The following is a 24,393-nucleotide window of genomic DNA, read 5'->3' as shown; positions in this document are numbered from 1 at the left end:
ATTACGTTTAAAAAGACACAATATAACAAAATTTTAACTAAAAAATGTAGTTTAAATAAAATAATGCGAAAAGTTTTACACATTTTTTTTGTGAAATTTAAGCATATTAATACATCTACTACTTTTAATATTGACAATTAATTTCTCAACCCCACAATCCTCGCCAAAAATCCTCACTGCTTCAAAAAGAAACAATAATTCCGTTAATTAACCGTTTGTTAACGCGAACGCCGTTAGGTGTGTTGTAACTTTAGGAGAAATAAAATATAAAATCATGAGTATATTTAATGGTAAAGCAGTGATTGTTACCGGCGCAGGAATGGGTCTTGGTCTGGCTGCTTCAAAAGTATTAGCGCAAAAAGGTGCAGACCTTGCCCTTGTAGATTATAATGAAGAAGCCCTTAACAAGGCGAAAGAAGATATTAAAGCTGTCGCTCCAAACGCGAAGATCCTTACAGTAGTTGCCGATGTTTCGGACGAAGAAGCTGTAAAAAACTACGTAGAAAAAACACTTGCCGAATTCGGCAAGATCGACGGTTTCTACAATAATGCAGGTATCGAAGGCAAACAGGCTCCGCTTGTGGACTATGATGTGGAAGTTTTCAAAAAGGTGATCGACATTAACCTTATGGGTGTGTATTACGGACTGAAACACGTTATCCCTGCTATGCAGAAAAACGGTGGCGGTAAGATTGTAAACGTGGCTTCTGTAGGTGGTATCCGTGGGGTTATCAACCAGATGCCGTATGTAGCAAGTAAACACGCTGTTTCGGGTATGACCAAAAACGCCGCTATAGAATATGGTAAAGACAACATTTTTACCAACGCTATCGCTCCGGGTGCTATCTTAACGCCAATGGTTGCCGAAGCCTTTAAACAGGTTAACCCATCCGACCCTAAAGCTGCAGAGACAGAGTACGCACAGCGTAACCCTGCAAGAAGGCTAGGTCAGCCCGAAGAAGTGGGTAAACTGGTTGCCTTCCTCTTAAGTGACGAATGCCAGTACGTAAACGGACAAACCATTGCTATTGACGGCGGTGAATCGAACCTGTATGGTAACTCATAACGACATATTAAAATAGACATAAAAAACGGATAGCGGTAAAAACTGTTATCCGTTTTTTGTTACGGTAAATTCATATCTTAGTGCATGCAAAAATATCTATTATTACTGTTTTCGATTTGCGCATTCGCTCAGGAGCCGGCCTTTACATTCGCGCAAGGCAGCGATGTTGCGATTTATCCTGAAATCCGGGAACAAAACAAAAAATTGGGTTACGACCCTATTGAAGACGATAACAATGATTATTCCTTTCGGCTTTCCCATTACGGTACAGCTATTACAGTATATAAACGTGGCAGTTCCTGTTTTGGCAGTGTTGTTTATAACGTATACGAAACTAACGAGTTTGGCGACAAAGAAACCGGAAAAAAGTTTAAAATGACCTTTGGCCTTACACCACAAGAGGCAAAGTCTGTAATGGAATTAATTGAAGAAACAAAAGTTGACAGTTTCCCTACACATCAGCTCATTCCTGTTTGGAGCCAGTTCCCAGCCGGTGTACTTTATACATTACAGCATAAAAGAAATTCTATCTACAGCTTAAAAACTTATACATCACCTGATGCCGTACCTGATAGTTATGAAGCTGTGCAGATAGACAATTTTATAAAAAAGCTTGCTGATATTTTAAATCTTCTTGATTCTTCAGACAAATTCAAGTTGCAGATTCCGTTTAAAACCTATTCAAATGGCGACGGTTCTGTAAGTACTCATTTTAAAGCAGGCGAAAAATCCCGCAGGCACCTAGTAAAACTGGAAAAATACTATGGCGGCTGATTATTACGCAAAAAACTGTTAACTATTAACCGTCAACGTAAAACCTCTCCGTAACTTTAGTATTATGAAAATAGCCACATATAACGTAAACGGAGTCAACGGGAGGCTGCCGGTGCTGCTGCGCTGGCTTGGCGAGGCACAACCCGATATCGTATGCCTCCAGGAGCTTAAGGCACCGCAGGAGAAATTCCCTGAGTCCGACATTATCAATGCGGGATACCAAGCCATCTGGCACGGGCAAAAGCAATGGAACGGTGTCGCCATCCTGGTAAAAAACGGAATGGATATAAAGGAGGTTGGGCGCGCCCTGCCCGGAGATGCCGAAGATGTACAAAGCCGTTACCTTGAGGCTATGGTAGAGGGTATTCTCATTTGCTGCCTGTACCTGCCTAACGGCAACCCTGCGCCCGGTCCTAAGTTCGACTACAAGCTAAAGTGGTTTCAACGCCTAACCGACCGCGCACAGGCTTTATTGGAATTCAAGATTCCGGTTATACTGTTGGGTGACTTTAATGTAATGCCCACCGAAAAAGACGTATACAAACCAGAACGCTGGGTAAACGATGCGCTTTTCCGTCCGGAAACCCGTGAGGCATTTCATAACCTTGTAGCTCAGGGGTGGACAGATGCTATTAGAAAGCTATACCCCGACGAAACCATATATACCTTCTGGGATTACTTCCGTAAAGCCTACGACCGTAATGCCGGGCTGCGTATCGACCATTTCTTACTGAGTCCGCAATTGGTTAAGAAACTCAAACATGCCGAAGTCGACCGCCATGTACGTGGCTGGGAAAAAACCAGCGACCATGCCCCGGTGTGGATTGAACTTAGTAAATAGTTGGCTTTTGGTTATTGGTTGTCAGTTGTCGGTTGTAGGATGTTCATTGTCTTTTCGACCGAAAGGCAGCATCGCTAACAATCTCTTTTTGAATTAAAAACCTCAAAAACACGATTTTATAACTTCTCTGTAGTAAAACGATACATGAGCCATAAAATAGGCCGTACTTTTATAATCCGCTATAAACAGCACTACAACTTTATATCGGATTTATTGGTTATGTAATCCCTCTCCGGAGGGATTTTTTTGTTTAGAGATAGTGCTATACGACATGAGTCTTCCCCTCTTTTGGAGGGGTGCCGAAGGCGGGGTGGTTTTTGCAAATGAAACATTAGCCTCACCCAGACAATCTCGGTGGCGTTTCTTTTTATAAACATTTAGGCCTCACCCGACCCTCTCCCAAGGAGAGGGAGTTGTAATGAATACAATACGGTAATTTATCTGCTAACTATTTAACTATTCACGGTGTGAGGTTCGATCAACCATCAACAGGCAACCATCATCAGAAACTTTAACACAAACAAATCAGGAAATCCCTTACTGCTGTATTAAATAATTCCGTACATTAGTAGTTCATCTAATTAAAAGACAGAACTATGACCACAGGAAATGTAATTGGCCTGATTCTGGGAGCTACAATAGCTGTAAGCTACCTTCCGTTCTATTTATGGAGAAAGAAACAAAAAAAACAAGACGACCTTTACTCACGAGCTATCAGAGTAAAAGTAGAAGATAAAAAATTTAACCGATAAAATGAATCCCTCCGAAAGAGGGATTTTTTTATGGCATATGTCTTAGATAAATACTTACTTGTTCAATTCAGGTAATTGTACCTAAGTAATAAAAAAATAAAGTGTTAACTTAGTTGGAGATTAGACACTTTACTACCTACCGCATACAATTAATTAGTATTTTATTTATAAGGGTACTATTACAAACTGCTCACCTCATAAAACGGCCCATTTACCTCAAAAAGTTTTTAGTGTGAATTAAGAGAGATACATTTGGGTATAACAAATCAACAAAAACATCGCCCATGAAAAATGCCCCCCAGACACATTCGATCATGAGAAACCTAAAATTAACTGTTTCGGCAATTGCATATGCACTTACGCATATTGAAACAATTATCAGGTTTTGAACGGCATAAGGCAGCAGTTGTAAAGGCTTCTGCCTTTGTTGGTTCTTTTTGGTTGCCGATTGCCAGACCACTACAAACCCTTTCGCTACGCTGTGCTCAAAATCCAGAACTTAAATCTTTACCGGTTTTAAAATCTTGATGGTAGTATCAGTGTGATCTTTCAGTAATAAATCGCCGTCTTTATTTTCCAGATGATAGTGTCCGTAGCCTTCTTCGAAATTCAGGTAATCCAGTTTTTTGTTTTTAAGCCTTAACTTACTATACGTTGGCACTCCACCATTGTTTTGCCTCATCAGGTAGAAATCTTTTTTTAGCTTCGCTATCGAAAATGTCACGATGGTGCCATGCTGCTCAATGCTCCACTTTCCTAATTCCGCTTTTACATCCAACTTATTAATCGCAAGGGCTTCTTCGGTTAACTTTTTTAGTTTGTTAAGGTCAATTTCATGGCGTTCTTCCTCCAGGCGATATAGCATACGCGCTATTGGCGAAACACCATTGGTATGGAAATCGGTATCAAACTCCATATCAAGTCCGTATATATGTAATAGAAGCCCACCCACAAAATAATTGGGGAATCTGTCTTCGGGGAGTTGCTGTAAATCCCTGCCTTTTAAAATAATCGGAAAAGTATATTGCACCAAGGCTGTACTTGGACAGTGAATCCAGACTACCCACGGAGTAGTATACGCAGGATAGCCATACAACTTATCGGTTGGATAACCATGATAATGTTCCATAAGAGCTACCTTGTACAAATTGGTAATATCAGCATTGCTATCAAATTTACTTTTTTCACGTATGGACTGGTCGTATGTATTGATAGCCTCCCACTCTGCCTGTATTTCGGTGCCGTTTAATTTTTTGATATTATTTTCTATAGCTGTCAGATCCTGTCCCATTAAAGCGACCGATGAAAACAATACAATAATGCAGGTGATTTTTTTTATCATGATATGGATAGTTATAAACTCATAACGTAAATTCAAATAAAATCTTACAGAATCGTCTACAAAATTACAACGCTTTTTAGTGCCTTCACTGAAAGGTTTCTTTCAGCAATTAAATGGATATATTTTCGTAAGGGATTTTCTCTACATTTGTCTACGCTATCAATCGTCTGAAAAATTAGCAAATTTTGAAAACCAAAAAGCGCAACATTAATTTAAGCACTATTGAATATCAAATAGTTACAACGATTAATTTTACGCAGCAAAATGGCGTTTTGAGAGCAGAAAGTGCAATAATACGATTGTAAAATAGTTAGATAATTTCTTAAAAAGCAATATAAAACACAAAATGGTTTCATACAATCCTAAAGACTGGTTTACGTTTATTTTCAGGTTTCACAGAGGTGATACGTTTAAGAAGCTTATACCAATGATGCTTGGCATTGGCGCATACTCGGCAGCCATAGCGTTCCTGGAACTGGAATATTGGAAACTGTCTGATTCCAGCCATGTTAAGAACATTACCATTATGCATACCATGCTTGGGTTTGTTATCTCTTTGCTGCTTGTTTTCCGTACCAACACCGCCTACGACCGTTGGTGGGAAGGCCGACGTATGTGGGGCGCACTGGTAAACAACAGCCGCAACCTTGCCATCAAACTTGCCGTTATGCTTAAGGATACCGAAGACAAGGCAATATTCAGGAGGCTTATACCCGCCTATGCCGATGTACTGAACCAGCATCTTAAAAACCGTGACATAAGTCATGAGCTTTTTGACGACGCCGTGCTGTCTGCCGACCATTATACACACAAACCCAACCAGATAGCAAAGACTATGATCGCTAAGATAAACGACCTGTATACCGAAGGCAAACTTACAGGCGATCAGCTTATTGTACTTAACGCCGAACTACAGTCGTTTACCGATATATGCGGTGTTTGTGAGCGTATAAAAAACACACCTATCCCCTACTCGTATAGTGCTTTCATCAAGAAGTTTATTTTCTTTTATGTTATGACACTGCCCTTTGGTTATGTGTTTCAGCTTGGGTACTATGTAATTCCGGTAGTGGTATTTATTTTCTATGTGCTTGCAAGCCTTGAAATTATCGCCGAAGAAATAGAAGATCCTTTCGGAACCGATCCTAACGACCTTCCGCTCGATAAAATAGCTGCAAACATCAAGAAGAACGTAGAAGAGCTTATTTATTAGACAGTTGCCTTTTAATGGTTGTCGAGATTTTACCTTACTCGATTTTTTGGGCGTGCCCCTTCGCTATCGCTACGGGTCGGGCTATCTGCTATACTTCGCTCCGTTGTCGCTCGTGCCCGCGCCTATCCCTCACGAGTATTCACGTTCAACCGATGTTTACACTTTATTATCGTTTTAACAAAAAGACAAAACATCTTTCATAACTTTAAGATTCACTAAAATTAAGGCTATGAACGACGATAAAAATCAAAATGAAAGAACAACGTCTTCTGACGATAATGTAAATAATAACGCACATTATGATAAGGAAGGAAACATCACCCGAACAGACGACCGCGACCGCCATAATAGTGCCGATGAATGGGATGCCGAAAAGAGCAGAACAGGACGTAATAAGTAGTAAACCTGCACGTTTATACTATATAACGGGTATTTTGTTTTAAAGTACCAGTAAGCTGGCATACTAATTGCACCTTATCCCGTAAAATTAGTTAGATTTGTAATTTACAGCTTAAATTATACGGTTTTCATGAAGTACTTATTTTCAATTTTACTATTAACTATTTCAGCAACAGGAGTATATGCTCAGGTTGATAACCCTATGGGCGGACTTGCCATACCTAAGTCGAATACCGCGATTCCTGCTGTAGCACCAAAAGCGAAAGCCGATGTTCCCACAAAAAAAGACGAACCCCGCAAGAGCTTTACTTCTTACGACCTGGAAAGAACAGACGAGCATGTGGCTAAAAATGAGTCGTTTGCAGACCGTGGAGAAGAGTTCAGAAGTAAAATAAATGCCAGTGTAAGTCCAAGAGGTGAATCGAATGCAGCATACCGTGGCAACCAGCACTTTGGTGAATTACGTACTAAATCAAGCCGTCTTGACATCCTTGCTGCCGACTTTGGCCTTGAGGACGGCGACCGTATCAGGGTACTTGTAAACGACAAAGTTGTCATACAGGAATTTACGCTAACTAACTTTAACAGAGGACTTCAGATAACCCTCCAACCGGGTTTCAACAAGATAGATTTCGAAGCTATGAACCAGGGAACATCGGGTCCCAACACGGCCCAGTTCGCTATTTATGATGACACCGATAAACTCCTGATGTCAAACCAATGGAACCTGGCAACAGGATTTAGGGCTTCGGTTATGGTTATAAAAGAATAGTGTAGTATATTTGTTTCTAAGCCATCTAATACGCATGAAACAACTATCTATATTACTGCTACTGCTGCTTTCACAGCTATCTGCCACTGCTCAGGATCACGAAGCTACAATGTATTTCCTTGACGGAACAGAAGTTACCGGATTTGCAACACTAAAATTTGTAAAAGAATCGTTTTACGGCATCCCTAAAGACAAAGTTTCTTTTCGCGTTACTACAGACGATGAACCCGATCTTTGGGATAGCGAGACAATTTCTAAAGTAGTATTTCACGATTTTGGCACTCCAAAAACATTTGAATTCATTCCCGTAGTTTATATTGACGGAACACAAGACTCTCTTTTTGAAGTTATTGCAACCGGAGAAGTAAACCTGTATGCCGAAGCTGTTGGCGTATGGGATGTAAAGGAAGACGATATTAAATCGCCCGAACCAAAGCACTTAAGAGTTAAGCGAAAAGGAGAGAAAGAATTTGCCGCATTAGGCAATAAAAAGAAGATAGCAACCTATTTCAATCAGTGTCCCGGTGTCCTTGAAGGCCTGGAAGACAACACTTTTAGCAACAAGACAATACCGGATATTGTAGAATACTATAATGAGAAATGCGGTTCGTCCAAAGCAAAATAATACAACTGTACGTTTTACTAAAACATAAAAAAGTCCCCTGCAAAACAGGGGACTTTTTTAGTATAGCTGATTTCCTTAGTCGTTCATAGAGATAAGAAACTCTTCATTGTTTCTTGTTTTCTTAAAGCGTTCGTTGATAAAGTCCATAGCCTCAACCGGATTCATATCCGCAAGGTATTTTCTCATTATCCACATGCGCTGTATTGTTTTCTCATCAAGAAGAAGGTCATCTCTCCTTGTACTTGACGATGTAAGATCGATAGCAGGGAAGATACGCTTATTAGCGATTTTTCTATCGAGCTGAAGCTCCATATTACCTGTACCTTTAAATTCTTCAAAGATAACTTCATCCATTTTAGAGCCGGTGTCGGTAAGTGCAGTAGCAATAATACTAAGCGATCCGCCCCCTTCAATGTTACGTGCAGCACCAAAGAAACGTTTTGGTTTTTGTAATGCATTAGCATCAACACCACCACTTAATACTTTACCAGATGCAGGTTGAACTGTATTGTAAGCCCTTGCAAGACGGGTAATTGAGTCAAGAAGTATTACTACATCATGACCACATTCTACTAAACGTTTTGCTTTTTCAAGTACGATGTTAGCCACCTTTACGTGACGTTCTGCAGGTTCATCAAAAGTAGAAGCAATAACTTCACCTCTAACACTACGCTGCATATCGGTAACCTCTTCAGGACGCTCATCAATAAGTAATACGATAAGGTAAACTTCAGGATGGTTAGCCGCAATTGAATTAGCTATATCCTTAAGAAGCATTGTTTTACCCGTCTTAGGCTGAGCAACGATCATACCTCTTTGTCCTTTACCAATTGGCGAGAACAAATCGATTATCCTTGTAGAAATTGTACTTTGCTTGTCGGCAAGGTTAAATTTTTCTTCCGGGAAAAGTGGTGTAAGGTGTTCAAAAGAAACCCTGTCACGCACAACCTGAGGGTCGTGTCCGTTGATCTTATTTACTTTAACAAGCGGGAAATATTTTTCTCCTTCTTTAGGCGGGCGAACCACACCTTTTACAGTATCACCAGTCTTAAGTCCGAAAAGACGGATCTGAGAGTTAGAAAGGTAAATATCATCGGGAGATGCAAGGTAGTTGTAATCTGAAGAACGAAGAAAACCGTATCCATCAGGCATCATTTCAAGAACACCTTCGCTTTCTATAATTCCGTCAAACTCATAATCGGGTTCGCGGTAATTTTGTTTTTTGTTTTGTGTATTCTGATGCGGAGCAGCTTCTTTAGCAGCAACCGGAGTTGCGGGAGCTGCAGCAGCAGGTGTAACCGGTACACTATCCTTATCCTTGTTAAGGTTACCCTTATAACTAGGATGGTTAGGATTGTTTGCGTTTGCCCTTTCAATCTGTGCCAGTCTTTCTTCTTCAGAAATCTGTGGCTTTTTCGGCCTGTCAGATGGTTTTGCATCAGCACCCTGAGGTTTCGCCGTAGCACCATCCTTAACAGGTATAGTTTTCTTTCTGTCTTCCTTAATTATTCTCTCTTTAGGCTGCGGAACAGCTTTGGGAGTAACAGCATCTGCGGTAGTAGTTTCGGTCGCTTCTGCTTTTGGTGCCGGTTTTTTAAATTCCGGTTTTGGCGTAGGCTCTTCTGTCACAACAGGAGTAGCATCGGCAGTATCATCTAATGGCAGTGTAAAAGGTGATTCCTTTTTTACAGGAGCCGCTTTTTTTATAACCTGATCATTTTTTTGATTTTCTGGGGCTATCCTTGCTCTTTTTGCTTTTTCAACAGGCTGCTCGGCCGGTGTTTCGGTAGCTGCAGCAGGAGTTGCTTCTTCAAACAGAGGTTTAATAGTAGCAGGATTTGCGGCTTGGTGATCAAGGATCTGATAAACCAGTTCGTCTTTTTTAAGCCCTCTGTATTTGTTTATTTTTGCTTTTTTTGCAATTTCCTGAAGCTCAGGAAGCTTCATTTCTTTTAATTCGGAAATATCAAACATGAAAAATTTTTGGTTAAATTAAATAGTGTAATGGTAATGTTTTGGTGGAATTTTTTTGGGAATGCCGTACTTTCAGAATGAAGCACTTATGATTTGGTATTGCAATAATACAAATTTATTTTAAGTATACAATAGTATTTCTTAAAAAGAAAACATATTTTTGTGCTGCAAAACAAAAAAATCAGAATGATACAACGAATACAAACCGTATATCTTTTTATATCGTTTCTAGCAACGGCAGTACTTCCGTTCGTTTTACCATTATGGGTAACAGGCACAGACCAGAATTATTATTTCATTCAGGACCTGTCTTTTGTAATGCTGTTTGCTTTCAGTACTACATTAAGTGTTGTAAGCATACTATCCTATAAGAAAAGAAAAAGCCAGTTTGTTATAGGCAGGCTTAATATAATATTAAATTTAATTTTATTAGGGTTATTTGTATTCAGGCTATTCAATTTATCCGGAGAGACAGATCCTGAAAAGGTCGTTTCAGAGAAGGGTATTGGGGTAATCCTCCCGATTGTTTCTATCGTTTTTCTAAGCTTAGCAAATAAAGCTATCAAGAAGGATGAGGACCTCGTAAAATCAGTAGACCGCTTGCGATAAAACCTTTTAACTTAGTTTATTAGTGCGTTAAAAATCCGGACCCGAAAAGTCCGGATTTTTTTGTGTCCTCACCCCAGCCCTCTCCGAGGAAAAGGGAGGAGCTTCACTCAATGTATAAGATTATAGTTAATTTCTTCTCAGCTATTTATTACTTTCAAGAGTATCAATCTAAATTACCGAATCCCCAAATAATCACCTCTTCCCTATCTCGATCACTTCGAGGTTCTGAATTTTATCGCCTTCAATTTCAAAACGCAGCATGGTGCGTACCTGGTGAAATCCGCTTACTCCCGCTGCTCCGGGATTCATATGCAGTAAATTTAGTTTTTGGTCGAACTGCACTTTAAGTATGTGCGAATGCCCGCAAATAAAAAGTTTGGGCGGGTTGCTGTTTAACTCATCCCTTACCGCCTGATTGTATTTACCGGGATAGCCACCAATATGCGTAATCCACACATCTACACCCTCGCACATAAAGCGGTTATTCAACGGAAATTCCAGTCGTGCTTCATTACTGTCTATATTTCCGTATACGCCACGCAAAGGTTTCTCTTTCTTTAAAATATCGGTAACAGAAAGATCACCTATGTCGCCCGCATGCCATACTTCATCGGCCTGGCGAACGTATTTTAATATAGTATCATCGATATGGCTGTGGGTATCGCTAAGAAGGAGGATTTTCATTTTAGAAGAGTTACAAAGTGTCTGAGTTGCAAAGCTGCAAAGTTTTATTGAAGTTTCAAAGAGTAAAACCAGTTTAGCCTAAAACTAATTTCTCCGCTACTTTGAGACTTTGAGACTCTGCTACTCAAAAACTTTACGACTTTCGACTTTCTAACTTTATGACTTAATAGTATCTTTGCATTCTTATGAGATACTTTATCGAGTTTGCATACAATGGAAAAAATTATTGCGGATGGCAATACCAGCCGCATAGCCCATCGGTACAGGAAACTTTAAACAAAGCTTTGTCTACTCTGCTTAGGACAACTGTAGATGTTGTAGGTGCCGGCCGTACCGATACCGGTGTACATGCACGACAGATGTTTGCCCATTTTGACCACGAAGAAATTACAGATACAACCAAGCTTGTACAAAAGCTGAATTCATTTTTACCACAAGATATTGTAGTGTATCGTTTTATACCGCTGCACGAGGATGCCCATGCCCGTTTTGATGCAAAAAGCAGAACGTACGAATATCATATTCATACCTATAAGGACGCTTTTGATTTTGAGGGAAGCTGGTACCACTTTCATCCGCTGAATGTTGAAAAGATGAATGAAGCTGCTAAACTCCTTTTAAACTATACCGACTTTAAATGTTTCTCTAAAACACATACCGATGTCAGGACGTTTAATTGTGATGTCAGGGAGGCGTGTTGGGATATGCAGGATAACAAGCTGGTATTTACTGTAACCGCCGACCGTTTTTTACGCAACATGGTAAGAGCAATTGTTGGAACACTTATTAGCGTAGGCCTCGAAAAAATAAGCATTGATGACTTTAAAGCCATCATTGAAAGCCGCGACAGAAACAAAGCAGGATTTTCGGTTCCTGCACACGGATTATACCTTACCAAGGTAATTTATCCGTACCTTTAAGCCGTTAAAATACTATGAAAGCCATTAAATCGACATCATTTCAAAAGGTAATGCAATTTGCAAAACCTTATCGAACCCGTTTTATATGGGTTATATTATTCTCTATATTCCTTTCGCTTTTTGCAGCTGCAAGGCCATACCTTCTTAAACAGACTGTAGATGCCTACCTTATACCTAAAGACGAATCGGGAATGCTGTTTTATGTAACCCTAATGGGCATCGTGCTTATTTTTGAGGTTATATCGCAGTTTTATTTTGTGTACTGGGCCAACTGGCTGGGGCAGGATATTGTAAAAGATATCCGCGAAAAGCTGTTTTCGCATATCAACAATTTCAGGATGAAGTTCTTTGATAACGAAGCCGTAGGAAGACTGGTTACCCGAACTGTTTTTGATATCGAATCCATATCGAAAATTTTCAGCCAGGGATTATTCATGATCATAAGCGACATGCTTAAAATGCTGGTGATACTTGCCTTTATGTTCTATATGAACTGGAAGCTGAGCATTGTGGTAATGCTGGCAATGCCAATACTGGTATTTGCTACCCGTGTTTTCCAGAAAAAGATGAAAGGTGCTTTTGAAGAAGTACGTGCGCAGGTGGCTAACCTTAATACCTTTATACAGGAACGCGTTACAGGTATGCGTATCGTTCAGCTTTTTAACCGTGAGGATATAGAGTTCGAAAAATTCAAACAGATCAACCAGAAGCATAATGACGCATGGCAAAAGAATATCCTGTATAACTCGATCTTCTTCCCTATTGCCGATACCATTTCATCATTAACACTGGGTATGGTTATCTGGTATGCGGGTATTAATATCCTTAACGGAGATTCTATTACAGAACCGGGAGATATGTTTGCCTACATTATGTATATAGGTATGCTTTTTAACCCATTGAGGCAGATTGCCGATAAATTTAACGAGATGCAGATGGGTATTGTAGCGTCTGACAGGGTATTTGAATTACTGGAGATGGAAGACCTTGTTCAGAAATCGGGAACTGTAACTGCCGGTCATTTTAAAGGAGCTATCAATTTTGAGAAGGTACACTTTAGCTACATTCAGGATGAAGAAGTAATAAAAGGTATTAACCTGAGCATTGATGCCGGGCAGACAATAGCTATTGTTGGATCGACAGGCGCAGGAAAATCGACTATTATTAACCTGCTGAATCGTTTCTACGAGATCAATAGCGGTACGATTACTATTGATGGCATAGATATTAACGAATTTACACTGGAAAGCCTTCGTAAGCAGATAGGTATCGTATTGCAGGATGTTTTCCTTTTTGCTGATACTATCCTTAACAATATTACACTTAACGATCCGTCAATTACTAGGGAAACTGTAATTCAGGCTGCGAAAGATATTGGCGTTCACAACTTCATTATGAGCCTTCCGGAAGGTTACGATTATAACGTGAAAGAGCGCGGTGTTATGCTTTCATCGGGTCAGCGACAGCTAATTGCCTTTTTAAGGGTACTGGTGAGTAACCCAAGTATATTGATACTGGATGAGGCTACCTCTTCTATAGATACCTATTCGGAAGAACTGATACAGAATGCAACCGATAAGATCACCGAAGGAAGAACATCGATAATCATTGCACACCGACTGGCAACTGTTGTAAATGCCGATAAGATCATCGTTATGGACAAAGGCCTTATTGTTGAAGCCGGAACACATTACGACCTTATTAACCGTGAGCAGGGTTATTATAAAAACCTTTATTACTCACAGTTTGTAGTAGAAAGTGAAGAGTAGTTTACAGCATTCAGTCGCAATTTACAGTAGGGCATCTGCGCAATCAAATTAGGAAACATTTTACTATAACCAAATTTATACTTACTTTCGTAGGCACAAATTAATACAGAAATTATACACTGATGAAATACGATGTTATTGTTTTAGGAAGTGGCCCGGGCGGATATGTTGCCGCTATCAGGGCAGCACAATTAGGATTGAAAACTGCTATTGTGGAAAAAGAAAACCTTGGTGGTATATGCCTTAACTGGGGCTGTATCCCGACGAAAGCACTTTTAAAAAGTGCACAGGTTTTTGATTACCTGAAACACGCTTCTGATTACGGTCTTACCGTTAAAGAATTTGATAAAGATTTTGGTGCTGTTATCGCTCGTAGCCGTGGCGTTGCCGATGGTATGAGCAAGGGTATTCAGTTCCTTATGAAAAAAAATAAAATAGAAGTTATTGAAGGCACGGGTAAACTTAAACCGGGTAAAAAACTTGACGTAACATCTAAAGACGGAAAAACTACTGAGCTTAGCGCAGACCATATTATCATTGCTACAGGTGCACGTTCCCGCGAACTGCCAAACCTGCCTCAGGATGGTAAAAAAGTTATTGGTTACCGCCAGGCAATGAACCTGCCGGAGCAGCCTAAATCTATGATCGTTGTAGGCTCTGGTGCTATTGGTGTTGAGTTCGCTCATTTCTATAACTCAATGGGTACTAAGGTAACTGTTGTTGAATTCATGCCAAACATAGTTCCTGTAGAGGATGAAGATATCTCTAAACAATTTGAGCGTTCGCTTAAAAAGTCGGGTATCGAAATTATGACTAACTCTTCTGTTGAGAAAGTCGATACTTCAGGTAACGGCGTTAAAGCTACAGTTAAAACAGCTAAAGGCGAAGAAATCCTTGAGGCAGATATCCTTCTTTCTGCGGTAGGTATTAAATCTAACATCGAGAACATCGGTCTTGAAGAAGTTGGTATTGCTACAGACAGGGATAAAGTATTGGTTAACTCTTACTACCAGACTAACATACCGGGTTACTACGCTATCGGAGATATCGTACCGGGCCAGGCACTTGCACACGTTGCATCTGCAGAAGGTATTCTTTGTGTTGAAAAAATTGCAGGCCTTCATGTAGAGCCTCTTGATTACGGAAACATACCGGGTTGTACTTATGCTACTCCAGAAATTGCTTCTGTTGGTCTTACAGAAAAACAAGCTAAAGAAAAAGGATACGAACTTAAAATTGGTAAGTTTCCGTTCTCTGCATCAGGTAAAGCAAAAGCATCGGGTACCCCTGATGGTTTCGTAAAAGTTATCTTTGATGCTAAATATGGCGAATGGTTAGGATGCCACATGATTGGCGCAGGTGTTACAGATATGATAGCCGAAGCTGTTGTTGCAAGAAAACTTGAAACTACAGGACATGAGATCATTAAATCGGTTCACCCTCACCCTACTATGAGTGAGGCTATCATGGAAGCTGCTGCTGCTGCTTACGATGAAGTGATTCACCTATAATTAGTACATACATTTTACTATATATAAATCCGCATTGAATATTCAGTGCGGATTTTTTTTGTCCACATAAATTACAATCAGCAATTATGAAAAATATTTTATCTGCCTACTATAACAACTGGTACATACCTGTACTCATATCTATTATACTAGGTATTATTAATATATGCATTATAACCCTGCCTTACCAAACTGCATTTTATTTAGGTTTAACTATTCCTTTCATTGCATTGGTTACATCCGGAGTTATAGGAATTATAAAACTTTTTAAAAAGCAATATCTCCACGGTATATTGCAACTTATTAGTACAGTTCTCGTATTGTTTATAGGAGTCTCATTCTTATCTATTTACATCATGTTTTACCCCTATGATTATTATGCCAATAATCTCGAAATACCAAAAGACATCACAATAGAAGTTCCTAAAGATTCCTTAAGTGATGTCTTTATTAATCCTATAGATTTTAAATTATATAACAGATTTCAACCTGGTATTTATACCTATGACATCTGCATAAACAGTCCGGCTAAGGGAACTGTATTTCTTAAAGCATTTGAAGTTACACACGAGGATCCACTAAGTGTTGAGGAATTAAAATTACGATCTGCTATTACTGTAAACTTATCTGATTCAATAGCGCACTATCGTTTAAAAGATGATTTTACGATTTACGAAGGAGATTGGGGTAAGCCATATGCTGCCCGCTTTGAAATGTGGTATAAAAATGAAAAAACCGGAAAAGAAAAAAAACTTACCCAGAAAATATACAAAATTGAAGGCTGGATGAGATAATTAGACCTGTAACTTAAATCGAGATTTGTATTTAAAAACAAATACTTATTTTAGCCCCTTAAATTAACCAAAACCTATGAAAAGAACTATAACTCTGCTTGCATTAGTGTTAAGCTTAACGGCGATAACAGGATGTACTGATAAACATAATTCTGCGACAGCAGAAAAAACTAAAGATGCCGACAAAACAAGGGCTGAAATCAGGGAAATCTCCGAAAAATTTCACACCGCATACAAAGCCAAACAGATAGAAACCATAAAAGGTATGCTTCTTGACAATGGCTCGTATTCGGACACTGACCACACCGAGATATTTAGCTACGAACCTTTTATCCAGCACCTGAACAGAAAATTGCTTAACCCTGCCATTGGCACTATACAGTACAAAGTTGATTTTCAGGAAATCATTTTTAATACTGATATGGATGAAGCTACAATTATAGAACAGTTTAATATAAACATATTCACCCAGTACATCCCGTGGAGGATGGTTTCGCACGTTGTATGGAAAGACAGTACCTGGAAATATGATATAATTTCTTTTTCGCTTACGCCTTCTAACGATGTTCTGCCTGCGGTAAATATGGCAGCGAAAAAGGAGTAATTATTACGATGAGAGTCTTATAAAGCACCGGTTTCGAAATGAGGGCGGTGCTTTTTATTTAACAGCTTATAGGCATAAATACTTTTCGCTCTTTTGTATTTTTAATTCCCTCAAAAAAGTATACTATGAGTAAGTTAAAGAAGAAAGCTAAAAAAGGCAGTACCAAAAAGAATAAGCTGGGTGTAAAAAATTCACTTGTAAACAATATAAATGCCCGAAAGAAAAAAGGCATCTCACGCCCTAAAAAGAAGAAAACTGTTTCTAAGAAATCGTATAAGAAAATGAAAAAGAACTGGGGCAGAAAAAAGAAAAAATAGACTACCAACCCTACAATTATATAAGCAGATAAAATAGGTTTTAAACCATGATTTATATCAGTTAAAGTGCCTTTTGTCTTACATACTTTTGACATGTAATTCAAAACACACACAAAATGAAAAAAATAATTTTATCTGTATTTGCCCTTTCTTTTTTTAGCATTAGTTCTGTTTTTGCACAACAGGATTCTAACCCAAACACCGATTTTAAAAGATGGCAGGTACGCCTTAGAGGCCTTGCAGTAGTACCTTCAGAAAGTGCCTCTATAGGATTGATAGACGGCGATGCAGCCATATCCACCGCTGTTATTCCGGAACTTGATTTTACCTATTTTTTCACTAAAAACTTTGCCGCCGAACTTATCCTCGGAACGTCTAAACATGACGTAAACACAACAGGTTCGGATATCTCTGCCGTAGGCGGACCAACAAGTACCAATGTAGATTTGGGCAGTGTTCGCCTGTTACCGCCAACCCTTACTTTTCAGTACCATTTTTATCCGCTTGCCGATAAAAACTTCAAGCCGTATGTAGGCGCAGGTATAAATTACACCATTTTCTATGATGTAAAAGGCGGAAATACCGTAAAAGATGTTAAGTATGATAATGCAGTAGGCTTTGCATGCCAGCTGGGTATCGACTATATGATTACCGATACGTTTTTTATAAACATCGATGCTAAGAAGATTTTCCTTAACACAGATGTAACCGTAGATGCTTCTAACCTTGCCGCAGGGCTAAGTATACCGGCCGAAGTGGACATCGACCCGTGGCTATTTGGCATAGGCGTAGGTATGAGGTTTTAAGTAGTAGTTTTTGTTTATAAGCCGCCGGAGGGCGGCTTTCGTATTTTATACTGTTTTCAATGCTGCGATCAGCAAATCTATATCTTCTTTGGTATTGAAGTGACTAAATGAAATTCGTAATGATGGCTTTTTTATATCGTCACCCGTAAGTATCTCTTTTAACACATGAGAAGGCCGTACACTCCCGGACTGGCACGCACTACCCCTTGATACAGCAACCCCCTTCATATCCAAATGAAATAATATCATCGAAGTTTTGTCTTCCGGTAACGGCAGCATAACATTTATAATATTATAGAACAGGCTGTCATTTTCCCCATTAATCCTGTAACCCGGAAAATGATTATCAAGCTGTTCCGTAAAGTATGCTTTTAGGGCAGTAATATGTTTTTTCTCTTCCTCAAGGTTCGCGTACGATAATTCAAGTGCCTTAGCCATCCCACCAATTTGATGTAATGCCTCTGTACCAGCACGGAAACCTTTTTCCTGCTCACCGCCATATATAAATGGTTTCAGCATTAAGTTTTTGCGCGCAAAAGCAAATCCGATTCCTTTTGGCCCGTGGAATTTATGAGCGCTTGCCACTATAAAATCTGCCGGAATAGCTGCAAGGTCTAACGGCATTTTACCAATAGACTGAACCGTATCGGTATGAAAATAGGCGTTATATTGTTTACATATGCGCCCTACCCTTTCTATATCCAGTACCGTACCCGTTTCGTTATTCACGTGAATAAGGCTTACCAGTGTTAGAACATCCTGGCTAAGCAATTGCACTAAGTGGGTAATATCTGCACTGCCGTCCGGCAGGAGATTGATGTAATCTACAGTAATGCCAAATTCTTTCTGGGCCTCAAGTACGGCATGAAGCACCGAATGATGTTCTACCTTACTACTTATAATACGTTTTACGCCAAGATCTTTAACGGCACTCCTTATAATCCAGTTATTGGATTCTGTACCACCCGATGTAAAAATAATTTCACGGGCTTCTGCACCAATAAGTGCGGCGATGGTTTTGCGCGACGTCTCTACAACAACCTTGGCACTTCTCCCAAAAGTATGGGTAGAAGATGGGTTGCCATAATTTTCGGCAAGAATATGCGTTATTTCCTGTAGTACTTCCGGCCTTAATGCGGTTGTACTTGCGTTATCAAGATATGCTTTTTTCATTACTGCAAAATTACAGAAAAAGTAGCTGCAATTTTATTTATTGATAACACCTTTAAACATTTCAGGAACTTGACGAAAAAGATTATTTTTGTTCAAAATACTTATATATGAAAAAGATTTTTAGCCTTATTGCTATTTTGGTTTTGCTATCCGGCTGCGACGATGGTGATATGACTTTTAAAACATTTGACTTTTCTGATGCAAACGATCCTCAAAATTGCCCACTCGCAAGTACCAGTACCGGCAAATTATATTATATATCAAACGGAACAGAAGTATTAATCCTTGAACTTGCCGACGGACAACTAATCAATTCTGAAAACAGAGATGAAAGCGGTAAAAACATACCTCGTGAAATTATCATAACCGGGAATAACAAAATCACTTACAGAAATTACACTGCTATACCAAGTAATATCTGCGCCACTTTTATAAATGGTACCGCCGACTATGATGACCAATGGATAGGTGTTGGAACATTATCTGTAATAACAACGGCAACTACGAATAAGGATACCGGAAAAGTTACCGGTTACGGCCACCAGATAACACTTAAAAATGTGACGTTTACAAAAGGTGGAGAAAGCATTACTATAAATGACAATCTTTACGGAACTATTAATATAGCTAACGGTTTTGATTTTGAATTTGCCGCTGAAGATGAAGAGCCTACAGTTTTAAGTTGTTTCAACATTATATATACTAAATATTTTAAAGAGGCACTGGTACTTACAACTGCTAAAGATTCTGATCTATTTAAAAATGAAGCAGGCACAAGATCTGTAGTCGTTAATAACGTAGACGAACTTGTTGAAAATCGCAATACAATAGACTTTACGGTATTTGAAAGTACTGTTAATGACGAAAGAATTTGTAAATCTGGTGGAGGTGACCTGCCTAACCCCGTACCCGGGCAACGATGGAGCGCAAATGCAACTACAAGTCAGAACACAATTACTCCGGGCACTATAAAGGTAATTACAACATTTAATGCTGCCGGAAATAGTTACCTACACAAAATATATCTTAAAGACATTATATTTAGAAACCGTGACAGTAATAATTTGACATTTACCCTTAAAGACGTTGCTGTAGAAACTGAAGATGGTTATTTCTTTGGTGAATATTCTAAAGCTGCTGAATAATAGTAAACATAGAAAATCCCGCCGAAGCGGGATTTTCTATGTTTACTATCACCTGTTAGGGTTTTGCTTTATATATACTTCGGTAGCTCCCAGTCCGTATTTCTGGTAATCGGCATCCCTAAAATCTATGCCTTCATAACGGCCCAGTAAAAAGTCGAGTTCAGCTTTAAGTATGCCTTCTCCCACCCCATGAATTAAAACCACTTTAGGCATCCTGTTTTTTATAGCAAATTCCAATTGGCGTTTTGCTGTTTCCGTTTGCAGGGTTAGTATGTCGTAATTAGACATTCCACGTTTGTTGGGTACGAGCTTTTCTATGTGCAGGTCTACTTCGAGTACAAAATCGTCTTTGCGTGATTTTTTCTCTTTCACAAAACTGCGCTTCTTCGGTTCTTCTTTTTCCCTAAGTACAGATCCAAGGCTTTGCGATGAAAAGAAAGACCTCAACTCGCCCTGGTTGGTTATTTTAATAAGTTCGCTTTCGTCAAAAGGCAGCTCAAAACCTTCGTTGGTTTCTATGATTACCTTCCCGCCTTTAAAATTTTTAACGCGGCCGCTAAAAGAATCATCCAGTACGCTAACCTGATCGCCAATACTAAACTTCGCCATTATCTTCCTCCTTATATTGTTCTGATTTGCTTGGCACTTTAGCCATTAGCTTCATCATTCCCATCATAAAAATAGCAATACACCCGATCATAATAAACAGATTTGGATGTCCTGTAGACTGCTCATATAAGGCTACAAAGGCAGCTGCAAAAAATAATACGATATAAATGGTTTTCATGATAAAGCAATAAATTAATAAAGTACCCTGCAAATATAAGCTTTCCAAAATTTTATGCAACTCCATAAAAATCAAAACCTCCATAAAGGAGGTTTATACAAGATTTTATGTTATTTAAAAATAGACCTGGCAATCCGGAAGAGCTTTCCTAATTCTGGATTTTTCTTTTTCGGTAATAGGGTTACCTGTTAGTATAAGCGTTTTGAGGTTGGAAAGCTTAGTAATACTTTCGGGTAATATTGTAATATTGTTATTTGCTAATGAAAGCAGTGTCAGCTTGTTCAGTTCGCCGACAGATGAAGGCAACGTTTTTATCTTATTATGATCTGCAATGATAGAAGTAAGATTTTTTAACCTGCCAATACTCTCCGGAAAAAGTTGTAGCTGGTTATATTCAACATTCAGTTCTTCCAGATTTTCCAGTCCGGCCCAGTCATTATCAAACTCTTTAAACTGGTTTCTGCCAATATTCAGCTGTTTAAGTTTTTTAAGTTCGGATAACTCCTGAGGCAAATAGCTTAGCTGATTGTCATCCAGAGCCAACACTTCAAGTAAAGAACAGTTTTTTATAGTGCCCGGCACTGCGGTAAATGCATTTTGTGAAAGGTACAAATACTTAAGCTTTTTAAGTTTCCCGATAGACCCCGGCATTGTAGCGATGTCATTGTCTGACACATCCAGCTTAATCATCTGCTTAAATACATCAATATTATTGGGTATGTATTTTAAAAGGTTACCCTGAATATTAAGCACTTCAAGCTTTGTTTGCTTAAACAGTACCTCATCCCAATGCTCCAGGTTATTCCCCATAATATTAAGAAAGGTAAGCCCCTTTATCTTATCTATTTCCGGCGAAAGGGTAAAGACATGCCTGTCCCTTAAGTTTAACTGTTTTGCATTGTTAGAAGCCACAGCATCATCAATACTATAATATACCGGTTCTTTTAACGGATTGGCATTTTGGGCATATCCGCTACACACTGAAAACATAGCCATAATGGCGATACTTGTTCTTATCATATCTAAATCAAAAAAGGACCGGCATATAAAACGCCGGCCCTAAAAAAATTACATTACCTACTTAATTTTTCTTTAGCAGTTTGTAAGAACCTGTCTTTTCGCCCACGTGAACGCGAACAACAAATACCTGGTCTCCTGCAGCTGCTGAAAGATTGATATCTAATTTCTGGCTTCCGCCGATAGATTGTCCCTTAACTTCAGAAACTTTTCTGCCAAGCATATCAAATACTTCTACAGATACATCATTTCCTGCTTCACCGTTTATTTCAACAGTTACGTTACCTTGTGTAGGGTTTGGATAAAGAGTAACCATACCTTTTAACTGGTTAGGTGTATCAAGACCAAGAACATCTTCTACAAGTATATAGTCTGTTTTTTCAGCAGGTGTACTTTCACCGGCAGCGTTAGATGTTACAAGGCTAACATTGTATGTACCCGGTGTAGCATAAGTTACAACAGGATTTTTTTCAGTTGAAGTTGCAGGTTCTCCACCTTCAAATGTCCATTCCCATGCTGTAGGGTTATTAGTACTTATATCTGTAAATGTTACTGTTTCACCTTTATCTACAGTTGTAAGGCTAGCTGTAAAGTCAGCAGCGGGTGTCTGCGCTCCAAGGTTTTCAGATAAAGCAAAAACTACAGTAGCAGAAGCGTTAAAGTTAACATCTGTAAACGTAGCATCCTGTTGTGGTGCATTGTTACCGTTAGGGTGCTGTACAGAGAAGAAACCATATTTAAAGTCTGGTGTAAACGTTAAACCTGTTGGCTCTGAACCTGCCGGCATAGAAGCGAACAATTTAATATTTGGCTTGCTTTGTGTATGATCGGGACGGATAACCCAGATGTAGTTTAATCCACCATCCTGAAGTACCCACAGGTTTCCTTTATCATCAAATGTAAGGTTGTCGTTACCGTCTGCCCAAGGCTCGTTAACAATACCGTCTGCAGTTTCAATATCGTAGTTTACGCCACCTGCAAAAGTTTCGAATTCGGTTATCGTGCTTCCGTTATCTTTAAATCTGAAAATCCTGTTTTTCCCTTTAGTTGTAAAGTATATTTTGCCGTCAAGCGGGCTAATTTCGCAATCTTCAACACCGTTAAAGTTTGTACCGCCAAGTAATGAAGCTACATTACGAAGGTTGTTACGGTCTTCTTTAGTTGTGTTAGGTACCTGTATCCATTTTGCAGTTGCAGAACTAGGCTCATCGTTAGATAAATCAAGGTCAAGCTTAAGTACATATACTTTACCAGCAGTGAAGTTATTAGCAACATCGGCTACGAATTTGTATACACAATGTGTACCACCATCTTCACCATAGTATGCTGTAGTACCGTCAGGAGTAATAACGATGTTCTCGTGGTTCATTCTTCCAAGAGCCCAAAGTTTTTCCTGTTTACCATTACCGTATTCTTTTACTTTAGCAGTTTCCGGATCAATTTCCACAAACCATCCAAGATCCTGGTATCCGTCACCGTTAGCGTCTCCGGTAGCTGTATCTTCTTCTGTAGTAATTACAGTACCCCAAGGAGTTAAACCACCAGAACAGTTTCTTGATGTTGTAACAAGGTCATTGTTATACATATCAACTGCTTTAGAGTCATCAACTACCCAAAGGTTATTTTCTTCATTCAGGTGAATATTAAGCATTGAAACACCACCCGGAGTATTTTCCTGGTTTACAGAAAGGTGACCTAATTTACTGCTGTTATTTTTAGGGATAAATGCGGTATAATCATGGTTACCCGGTACATTTCCTGTACCTGTCATATACTGCCATCCTTCTTTAAATATCAACTGGAAGCGGTGCTCCGGAGCTATAATAAGGTGGTTAAGCTGAGCCGTTGGCTTAATCGAAGTAAAACAGCCAATGTGAGATTCTTCACAGCTAACGCTTAGGTCCTGAGTGTTTTTGATGTAAAGGTCAAAACCAAGATCAGAACTGTTACCGTCACGGTTGTGTATTTCTACAGCGATCCTGTTGATACCTGTAGTGAAAGCCGTTTTAGGAACTTTAAAAATATAGAATTTCTTCTCGTTTAGACCATCAATTGTAGATGCTGAATTCGTAAGGTAATCTGTTGGCTCAGCAGGCATATTATCCCTTATAACCTCAACACCGTTTACATAAATAATAGCACCATCGTCTCTACGTAATCCAAACTCAACAAACTCTGTAAGAGATGATGGGTTCACATCGATATCTTTATAGAAGTATGATGTAATATACTTAGTCGGGTTAGGCCCGTAAGATATTACAGTAGCCATTGGGTCGCCATAACCTAGTGGTGCAACACCCGTAGCCCATCCGGCAGCGGCATCGCCGTTAATCTGGTTCCAGTTTGTAGCATCCTGGCTTGTTCCGTTGTCAAGATACTTCCACTGTGCTCCTTTAGCAACCGGGAATACACCCTCCTGGGCATAAAAAGCTCCCGACATTAAAAGGCTTACTAATAGTAAACGTTTTTTCATAATCTGTTAATTAGTTTTTGTTATGC

Annotated in this window: 20 protein-coding genes and 4 pseudogenes; 15 read left to right on the top strand and 9 right to left on the bottom strand. The window is 39.2% G+C overall.

Going from position 1 to position 24,393, the window contains the following annotated elements; translation table 11 throughout:
- Positions 1–274 precede the first annotated feature (274 nt).
- From ALW18_17955 to ALW18_17945, 3 genes are all read left to right on the top strand, one after another.
- A complete protein-coding gene (locus ALW18_17955) occupies positions 275–1,066 on the top strand; it encodes an oxidoreductase (GenBank protein AOE54220.1) in 792 nt (263 codons plus the stop codon).
- 84 nt (positions 1,067–1,150) lie between these two features.
- Entirely contained in the window at positions 1,151–1,840 is a 690-nt protein-coding gene (locus ALW18_17950; protein ID AOE54219.1) for a hypothetical protein, read from the top strand.
- Between the two features lie 64 nt (positions 1,841–1,904).
- Complete coding sequence (locus ALW18_17945; protein ID AOE54218.1) at positions 1,905–2,681, top strand: exodeoxyribonuclease III; 777 nt, start codon at positions 1,905–1,907, stop codon at positions 2,679–2,681.
- A gap of 963 nt (positions 2,682–3,644) precedes the next feature.
- Here the strand turns inward: ALW18_17945 and ALW18_17940 are convergent.
- Complete coding sequence (locus tag ALW18_17940; protein ID AOE54217.1) at positions 3,645–3,893, bottom strand: hypothetical protein; 249 nt, start codon at positions 3,891–3,893, stop codon at positions 3,645–3,647.
- A gap of 39 nt (positions 3,894–3,932) precedes the next feature.
- Positions 3,933–4,775, bottom strand: coding sequence for a hypothetical protein (locus ALW18_17935; protein ID AOE54216.1), 843 nt, complete (start codon positions 4,773–4,775; stop codon positions 3,933–3,935).
- A 346-nt stretch (positions 4,776–5,121) separates the two neighbouring features.
- Here ALW18_17935 and ALW18_17930 point away from each other — a divergent pair, with 346 nt between their 5' ends.
- The 3 genes and pseudogenes from ALW18_17930 (at position 5,122) to ALW18_17920 (ending at position 7,784) form a co-directional block, all read left to right on the top strand.
- Positions 5,122–5,988: a hypothetical protein gene (locus ALW18_17930; GenBank protein AOE54215.1), complete on the top strand. Its 867-nt coding sequence runs from the start codon at positions 5,122–5,124 to the stop codon at positions 5,986–5,988.
- Positions 5,989–6,799: 811 nt separating this feature from the next.
- Positions 6,800–7,159, top strand: a pseudogene (locus ALW18_17925) (hypothetical protein).
- Positions 7,160–7,193: 34 nt separating this feature from the next.
- Entirely contained in the window at positions 7,194–7,784 is a 591-nt protein-coding gene (locus tag ALW18_17920) for a hypothetical protein (GenBank protein ID AOE54214.1), read from the top strand.
- A 75-nt stretch (positions 7,785–7,859) separates the two neighbouring features.
- Here ALW18_17920 and ALW18_17915 read toward each other — a convergent pair whose 3' ends face one another.
- The gene (locus tag ALW18_17915) at positions 7,860–9,758 is read right to left on the bottom strand and encodes a transcription termination factor Rho (GenBank protein AOE54213.1); all 1,899 of its coding nucleotides are present in this window, start codon (positions 9,756–9,758) and stop codon (positions 7,860–7,862) included.
- 186 nt (positions 9,759–9,944) lie between these two features.
- Between ALW18_17915 and ALW18_17910 the strand changes: the two genes are divergently transcribed.
- The gene (locus ALW18_17910) at positions 9,945–10,367 is read left to right on the top strand and encodes a transcription termination factor Rho (GenBank protein AOE54212.1); all 423 of its coding nucleotides are present in this window, start codon (positions 9,945–9,947) and stop codon (positions 10,365–10,367) included.
- Positions 10,368–10,559: 192 nt separating this feature from the next.
- Here ALW18_17910 and ALW18_17905 read toward each other — a convergent pair whose 3' ends face one another.
- Entirely contained in the window at positions 10,560–11,051 is a 492-nt protein-coding gene (locus tag ALW18_17905) for a phosphodiesterase (protein ID AOE54211.1), read from the bottom strand.
- A 185-nt stretch (positions 11,052–11,236) separates the two neighbouring features.
- Between ALW18_17905 and ALW18_17900 the strand changes: the two genes are divergently transcribed.
- From ALW18_17900 to ALW18_17870, 7 genes are all read left to right on the top strand, one after another.
- Positions 11,237–11,971 (top strand): pseudouridine synthase, encoded by a 735-nt coding sequence (locus ALW18_17900; GenBank protein ID AOE54210.1) that lies wholly within the window; start codon positions 11,237–11,239, stop codon positions 11,969–11,971.
- Positions 11,972–11,985: 14 nt separating this feature from the next.
- Positions 11,986–13,740: an antibiotic ABC transporter ATP-binding protein gene (locus tag ALW18_17895; protein AOE54209.1), complete on the top strand. Its 1,755-nt coding sequence runs from the start codon at positions 11,986–11,988 to the stop codon at positions 13,738–13,740.
- A gap of 122 nt (positions 13,741–13,862) precedes the next feature.
- Entirely contained in the window at positions 13,863–15,251 is a 1,389-nt protein-coding gene (locus ALW18_17890) for a hypothetical protein (protein ID AOE54208.1), read from the top strand.
- Positions 15,252–15,337: 86 nt separating this feature from the next.
- Positions 15,338–16,045 (top strand): hypothetical protein, encoded by a 708-nt coding sequence (locus ALW18_17885; GenBank protein AOE54207.1) that lies wholly within the window; start codon positions 15,338–15,340, stop codon positions 16,043–16,045.
- Between the two features lie 76 nt (positions 16,046–16,121).
- Positions 16,122–16,649 (top strand): hypothetical protein, encoded by a 528-nt coding sequence (locus ALW18_17880; GenBank protein AOE54206.1) that lies wholly within the window; start codon positions 16,122–16,124, stop codon positions 16,647–16,649.
- Between the two features lie 125 nt (positions 16,650–16,774).
- Positions 16,775–16,966: a hypothetical protein gene (locus tag ALW18_17875; protein ID AOE54205.1), complete on the top strand. Its 192-nt coding sequence runs from the start codon at positions 16,775–16,777 to the stop codon at positions 16,964–16,966.
- A gap of 116 nt (positions 16,967–17,082) precedes the next feature.
- A complete protein-coding gene (locus tag ALW18_17870) occupies positions 17,083–17,772 on the top strand; it encodes an OmpW family protein (protein ID AOE54204.1) in 690 nt (229 codons plus the stop codon).
- Positions 17,773–17,817: 45 nt separating this feature from the next.
- Here the strand turns inward: ALW18_17870 and ALW18_17865 are convergent, their stop codons facing one another.
- Complete coding sequence (locus ALW18_17865; protein AOE54203.1) at positions 17,818–18,945, bottom strand: cysteine desulfurase; 1,128 nt, start codon at positions 18,943–18,945, stop codon at positions 17,818–17,820.
- Between the two features lie 107 nt (positions 18,946–19,052).
- Between ALW18_17865 and ALW18_17860 the strand changes: the two are divergent.
- Positions 19,053–19,259: pseudogene (locus tag ALW18_17860) on the top strand (hypothetical protein).
- 879 nt (positions 19,260–20,138) lie between these two features.
- Here the strand turns inward: ALW18_17860 and ALW18_17855 are convergent.
- The 4 genes and pseudogenes from ALW18_17855 to ALW18_17840 form a co-directional block, all read right to left on the bottom strand.
- Positions 20,139–20,699 carry a DNA mismatch repair protein MutS gene (locus tag ALW18_17855; GenBank protein AOE54202.1) on the bottom strand — a complete coding sequence of 187 codons (561 nt, stop codon included), beginning with the start codon at positions 20,697–20,699 and terminating at the stop codon, positions 20,139–20,141.
- Complete coding sequence (locus ALW18_17850) at positions 20,686–20,877, bottom strand: hypothetical protein (GenBank protein AOE54477.1); 192 nt, start codon at positions 20,875–20,877, stop codon at positions 20,686–20,688. The genes ALW18_17855 and ALW18_17850 overlap by 14 nt, the downstream gene beginning before the upstream one ends.
- A 114-nt stretch (positions 20,878–20,991) precedes the next feature.
- Positions 20,992–21,570: pseudogene (locus ALW18_17845) on the bottom strand (hypothetical protein).
- Positions 21,571–22,501: 931 nt separating this feature from the next.
- A pseudogene (locus tag ALW18_17840) lies at positions 22,502–24,367 on the bottom strand (twin-arginine translocation pathway signal protein).
- Positions 24,368–24,393 lie beyond the last annotated feature (26 nt).

The sequence above is a fragment of the Flavobacterium psychrophilum genome, from assembly GCA_001708385.1.
Lineage (GTDB): Bacteria > Bacteroidota > Bacteroidia > Flavobacteriales > Flavobacteriaceae > Flavobacterium > Flavobacterium psychrophilum_A.
Note: the sequence above shows the minus strand (reverse complement) of the source record. Positions and strands in the feature narration are given on the sequence as shown.

Coding starts and splice junctions, on each gene's coding strand:
- ALW18_17955 (AOE54220.1), top strand. CDS start 275: ATGAGTATATTTAATGGTAAAGCAGTGATTGTTACCGGCGCAGGAATG.
- ALW18_17950 (AOE54219.1), top strand. CDS start 1,151: ATGCAAAAATATCTATTATTACTGTTTTCGATTTGCGCATTCGCTCAG.
- ALW18_17945 (AOE54218.1), top strand. CDS start 1,905: ATGAAAATAGCCACATATAACGTAAACGGAGTCAACGGGAGGCTGCCG.
- ALW18_17935 (AOE54216.1), bottom strand. CDS start 4,775: ATGATAAAAAAAATCACCTGCATTATTGTATTGTTTTCATCGGTCGCT.
- ALW18_17930 (AOE54215.1), top strand. CDS start 5,122: ATGGTTTCATACAATCCTAAAGACTGGTTTACGTTTATTTTCAGGTTT.
- ALW18_17920 (AOE54214.1), top strand. CDS start 7,194: ATGAAACAACTATCTATATTACTGCTACTGCTGCTTTCACAGCTATCT.
- ALW18_17915 (AOE54213.1), bottom strand. CDS start 9,758: ATGTTTGATATTTCCGAATTAAAAGAAATGAAGCTTCCTGAGCTTCAG.
- ALW18_17910 (AOE54212.1), top strand. CDS start 9,945: ATGATACAACGAATACAAACCGTATATCTTTTTATATCGTTTCTAGCA.
- ALW18_17905 (AOE54211.1), bottom strand. CDS start 11,051: ATGAAAATCCTCCTTCTTAGCGATACCCACAGCCATATCGATGATACT.
- ALW18_17900 (AOE54210.1), top strand. CDS start 11,237: ATGAGATACTTTATCGAGTTTGCATACAATGGAAAAAATTATTGCGGA.
- ALW18_17895 (AOE54209.1), top strand. CDS start 11,986: ATGAAAGCCATTAAATCGACATCATTTCAAAAGGTAATGCAATTTGCA.
- ALW18_17890 (AOE54208.1), top strand. CDS start 13,863: ATGAAATACGATGTTATTGTTTTAGGAAGTGGCCCGGGCGGATATGTT.
- ALW18_17885 (AOE54207.1), top strand. CDS start 15,338: ATGAAAAATATTTTATCTGCCTACTATAACAACTGGTACATACCTGTA.
- ALW18_17880 (AOE54206.1), top strand. CDS start 16,122: ATGAAAAGAACTATAACTCTGCTTGCATTAGTGTTAAGCTTAACGGCG.
- ALW18_17875 (AOE54205.1), top strand. CDS start 16,775: ATGAGTAAGTTAAAGAAGAAAGCTAAAAAAGGCAGTACCAAAAAGAAT.
- ALW18_17870 (AOE54204.1), top strand. CDS start 17,083: ATGAAAAAAATAATTTTATCTGTATTTGCCCTTTCTTTTTTTAGCATT.
- ALW18_17865 (AOE54203.1), bottom strand. CDS start 18,945: ATGAAAAAAGCATATCTTGATAACGCAAGTACAACCGCATTAAGGCCG.
- ALW18_17855 (AOE54202.1), bottom strand. CDS start 20,699: ATGGCGAAGTTTAGTATTGGCGATCAGGTTAGCGTACTGGATGATTCT.
- ALW18_17850 (AOE54477.1), bottom strand. CDS start 20,877: ATGAAAACCATTTATATCGTATTATTTTTTGCAGCTGCCTTTGTAGCC.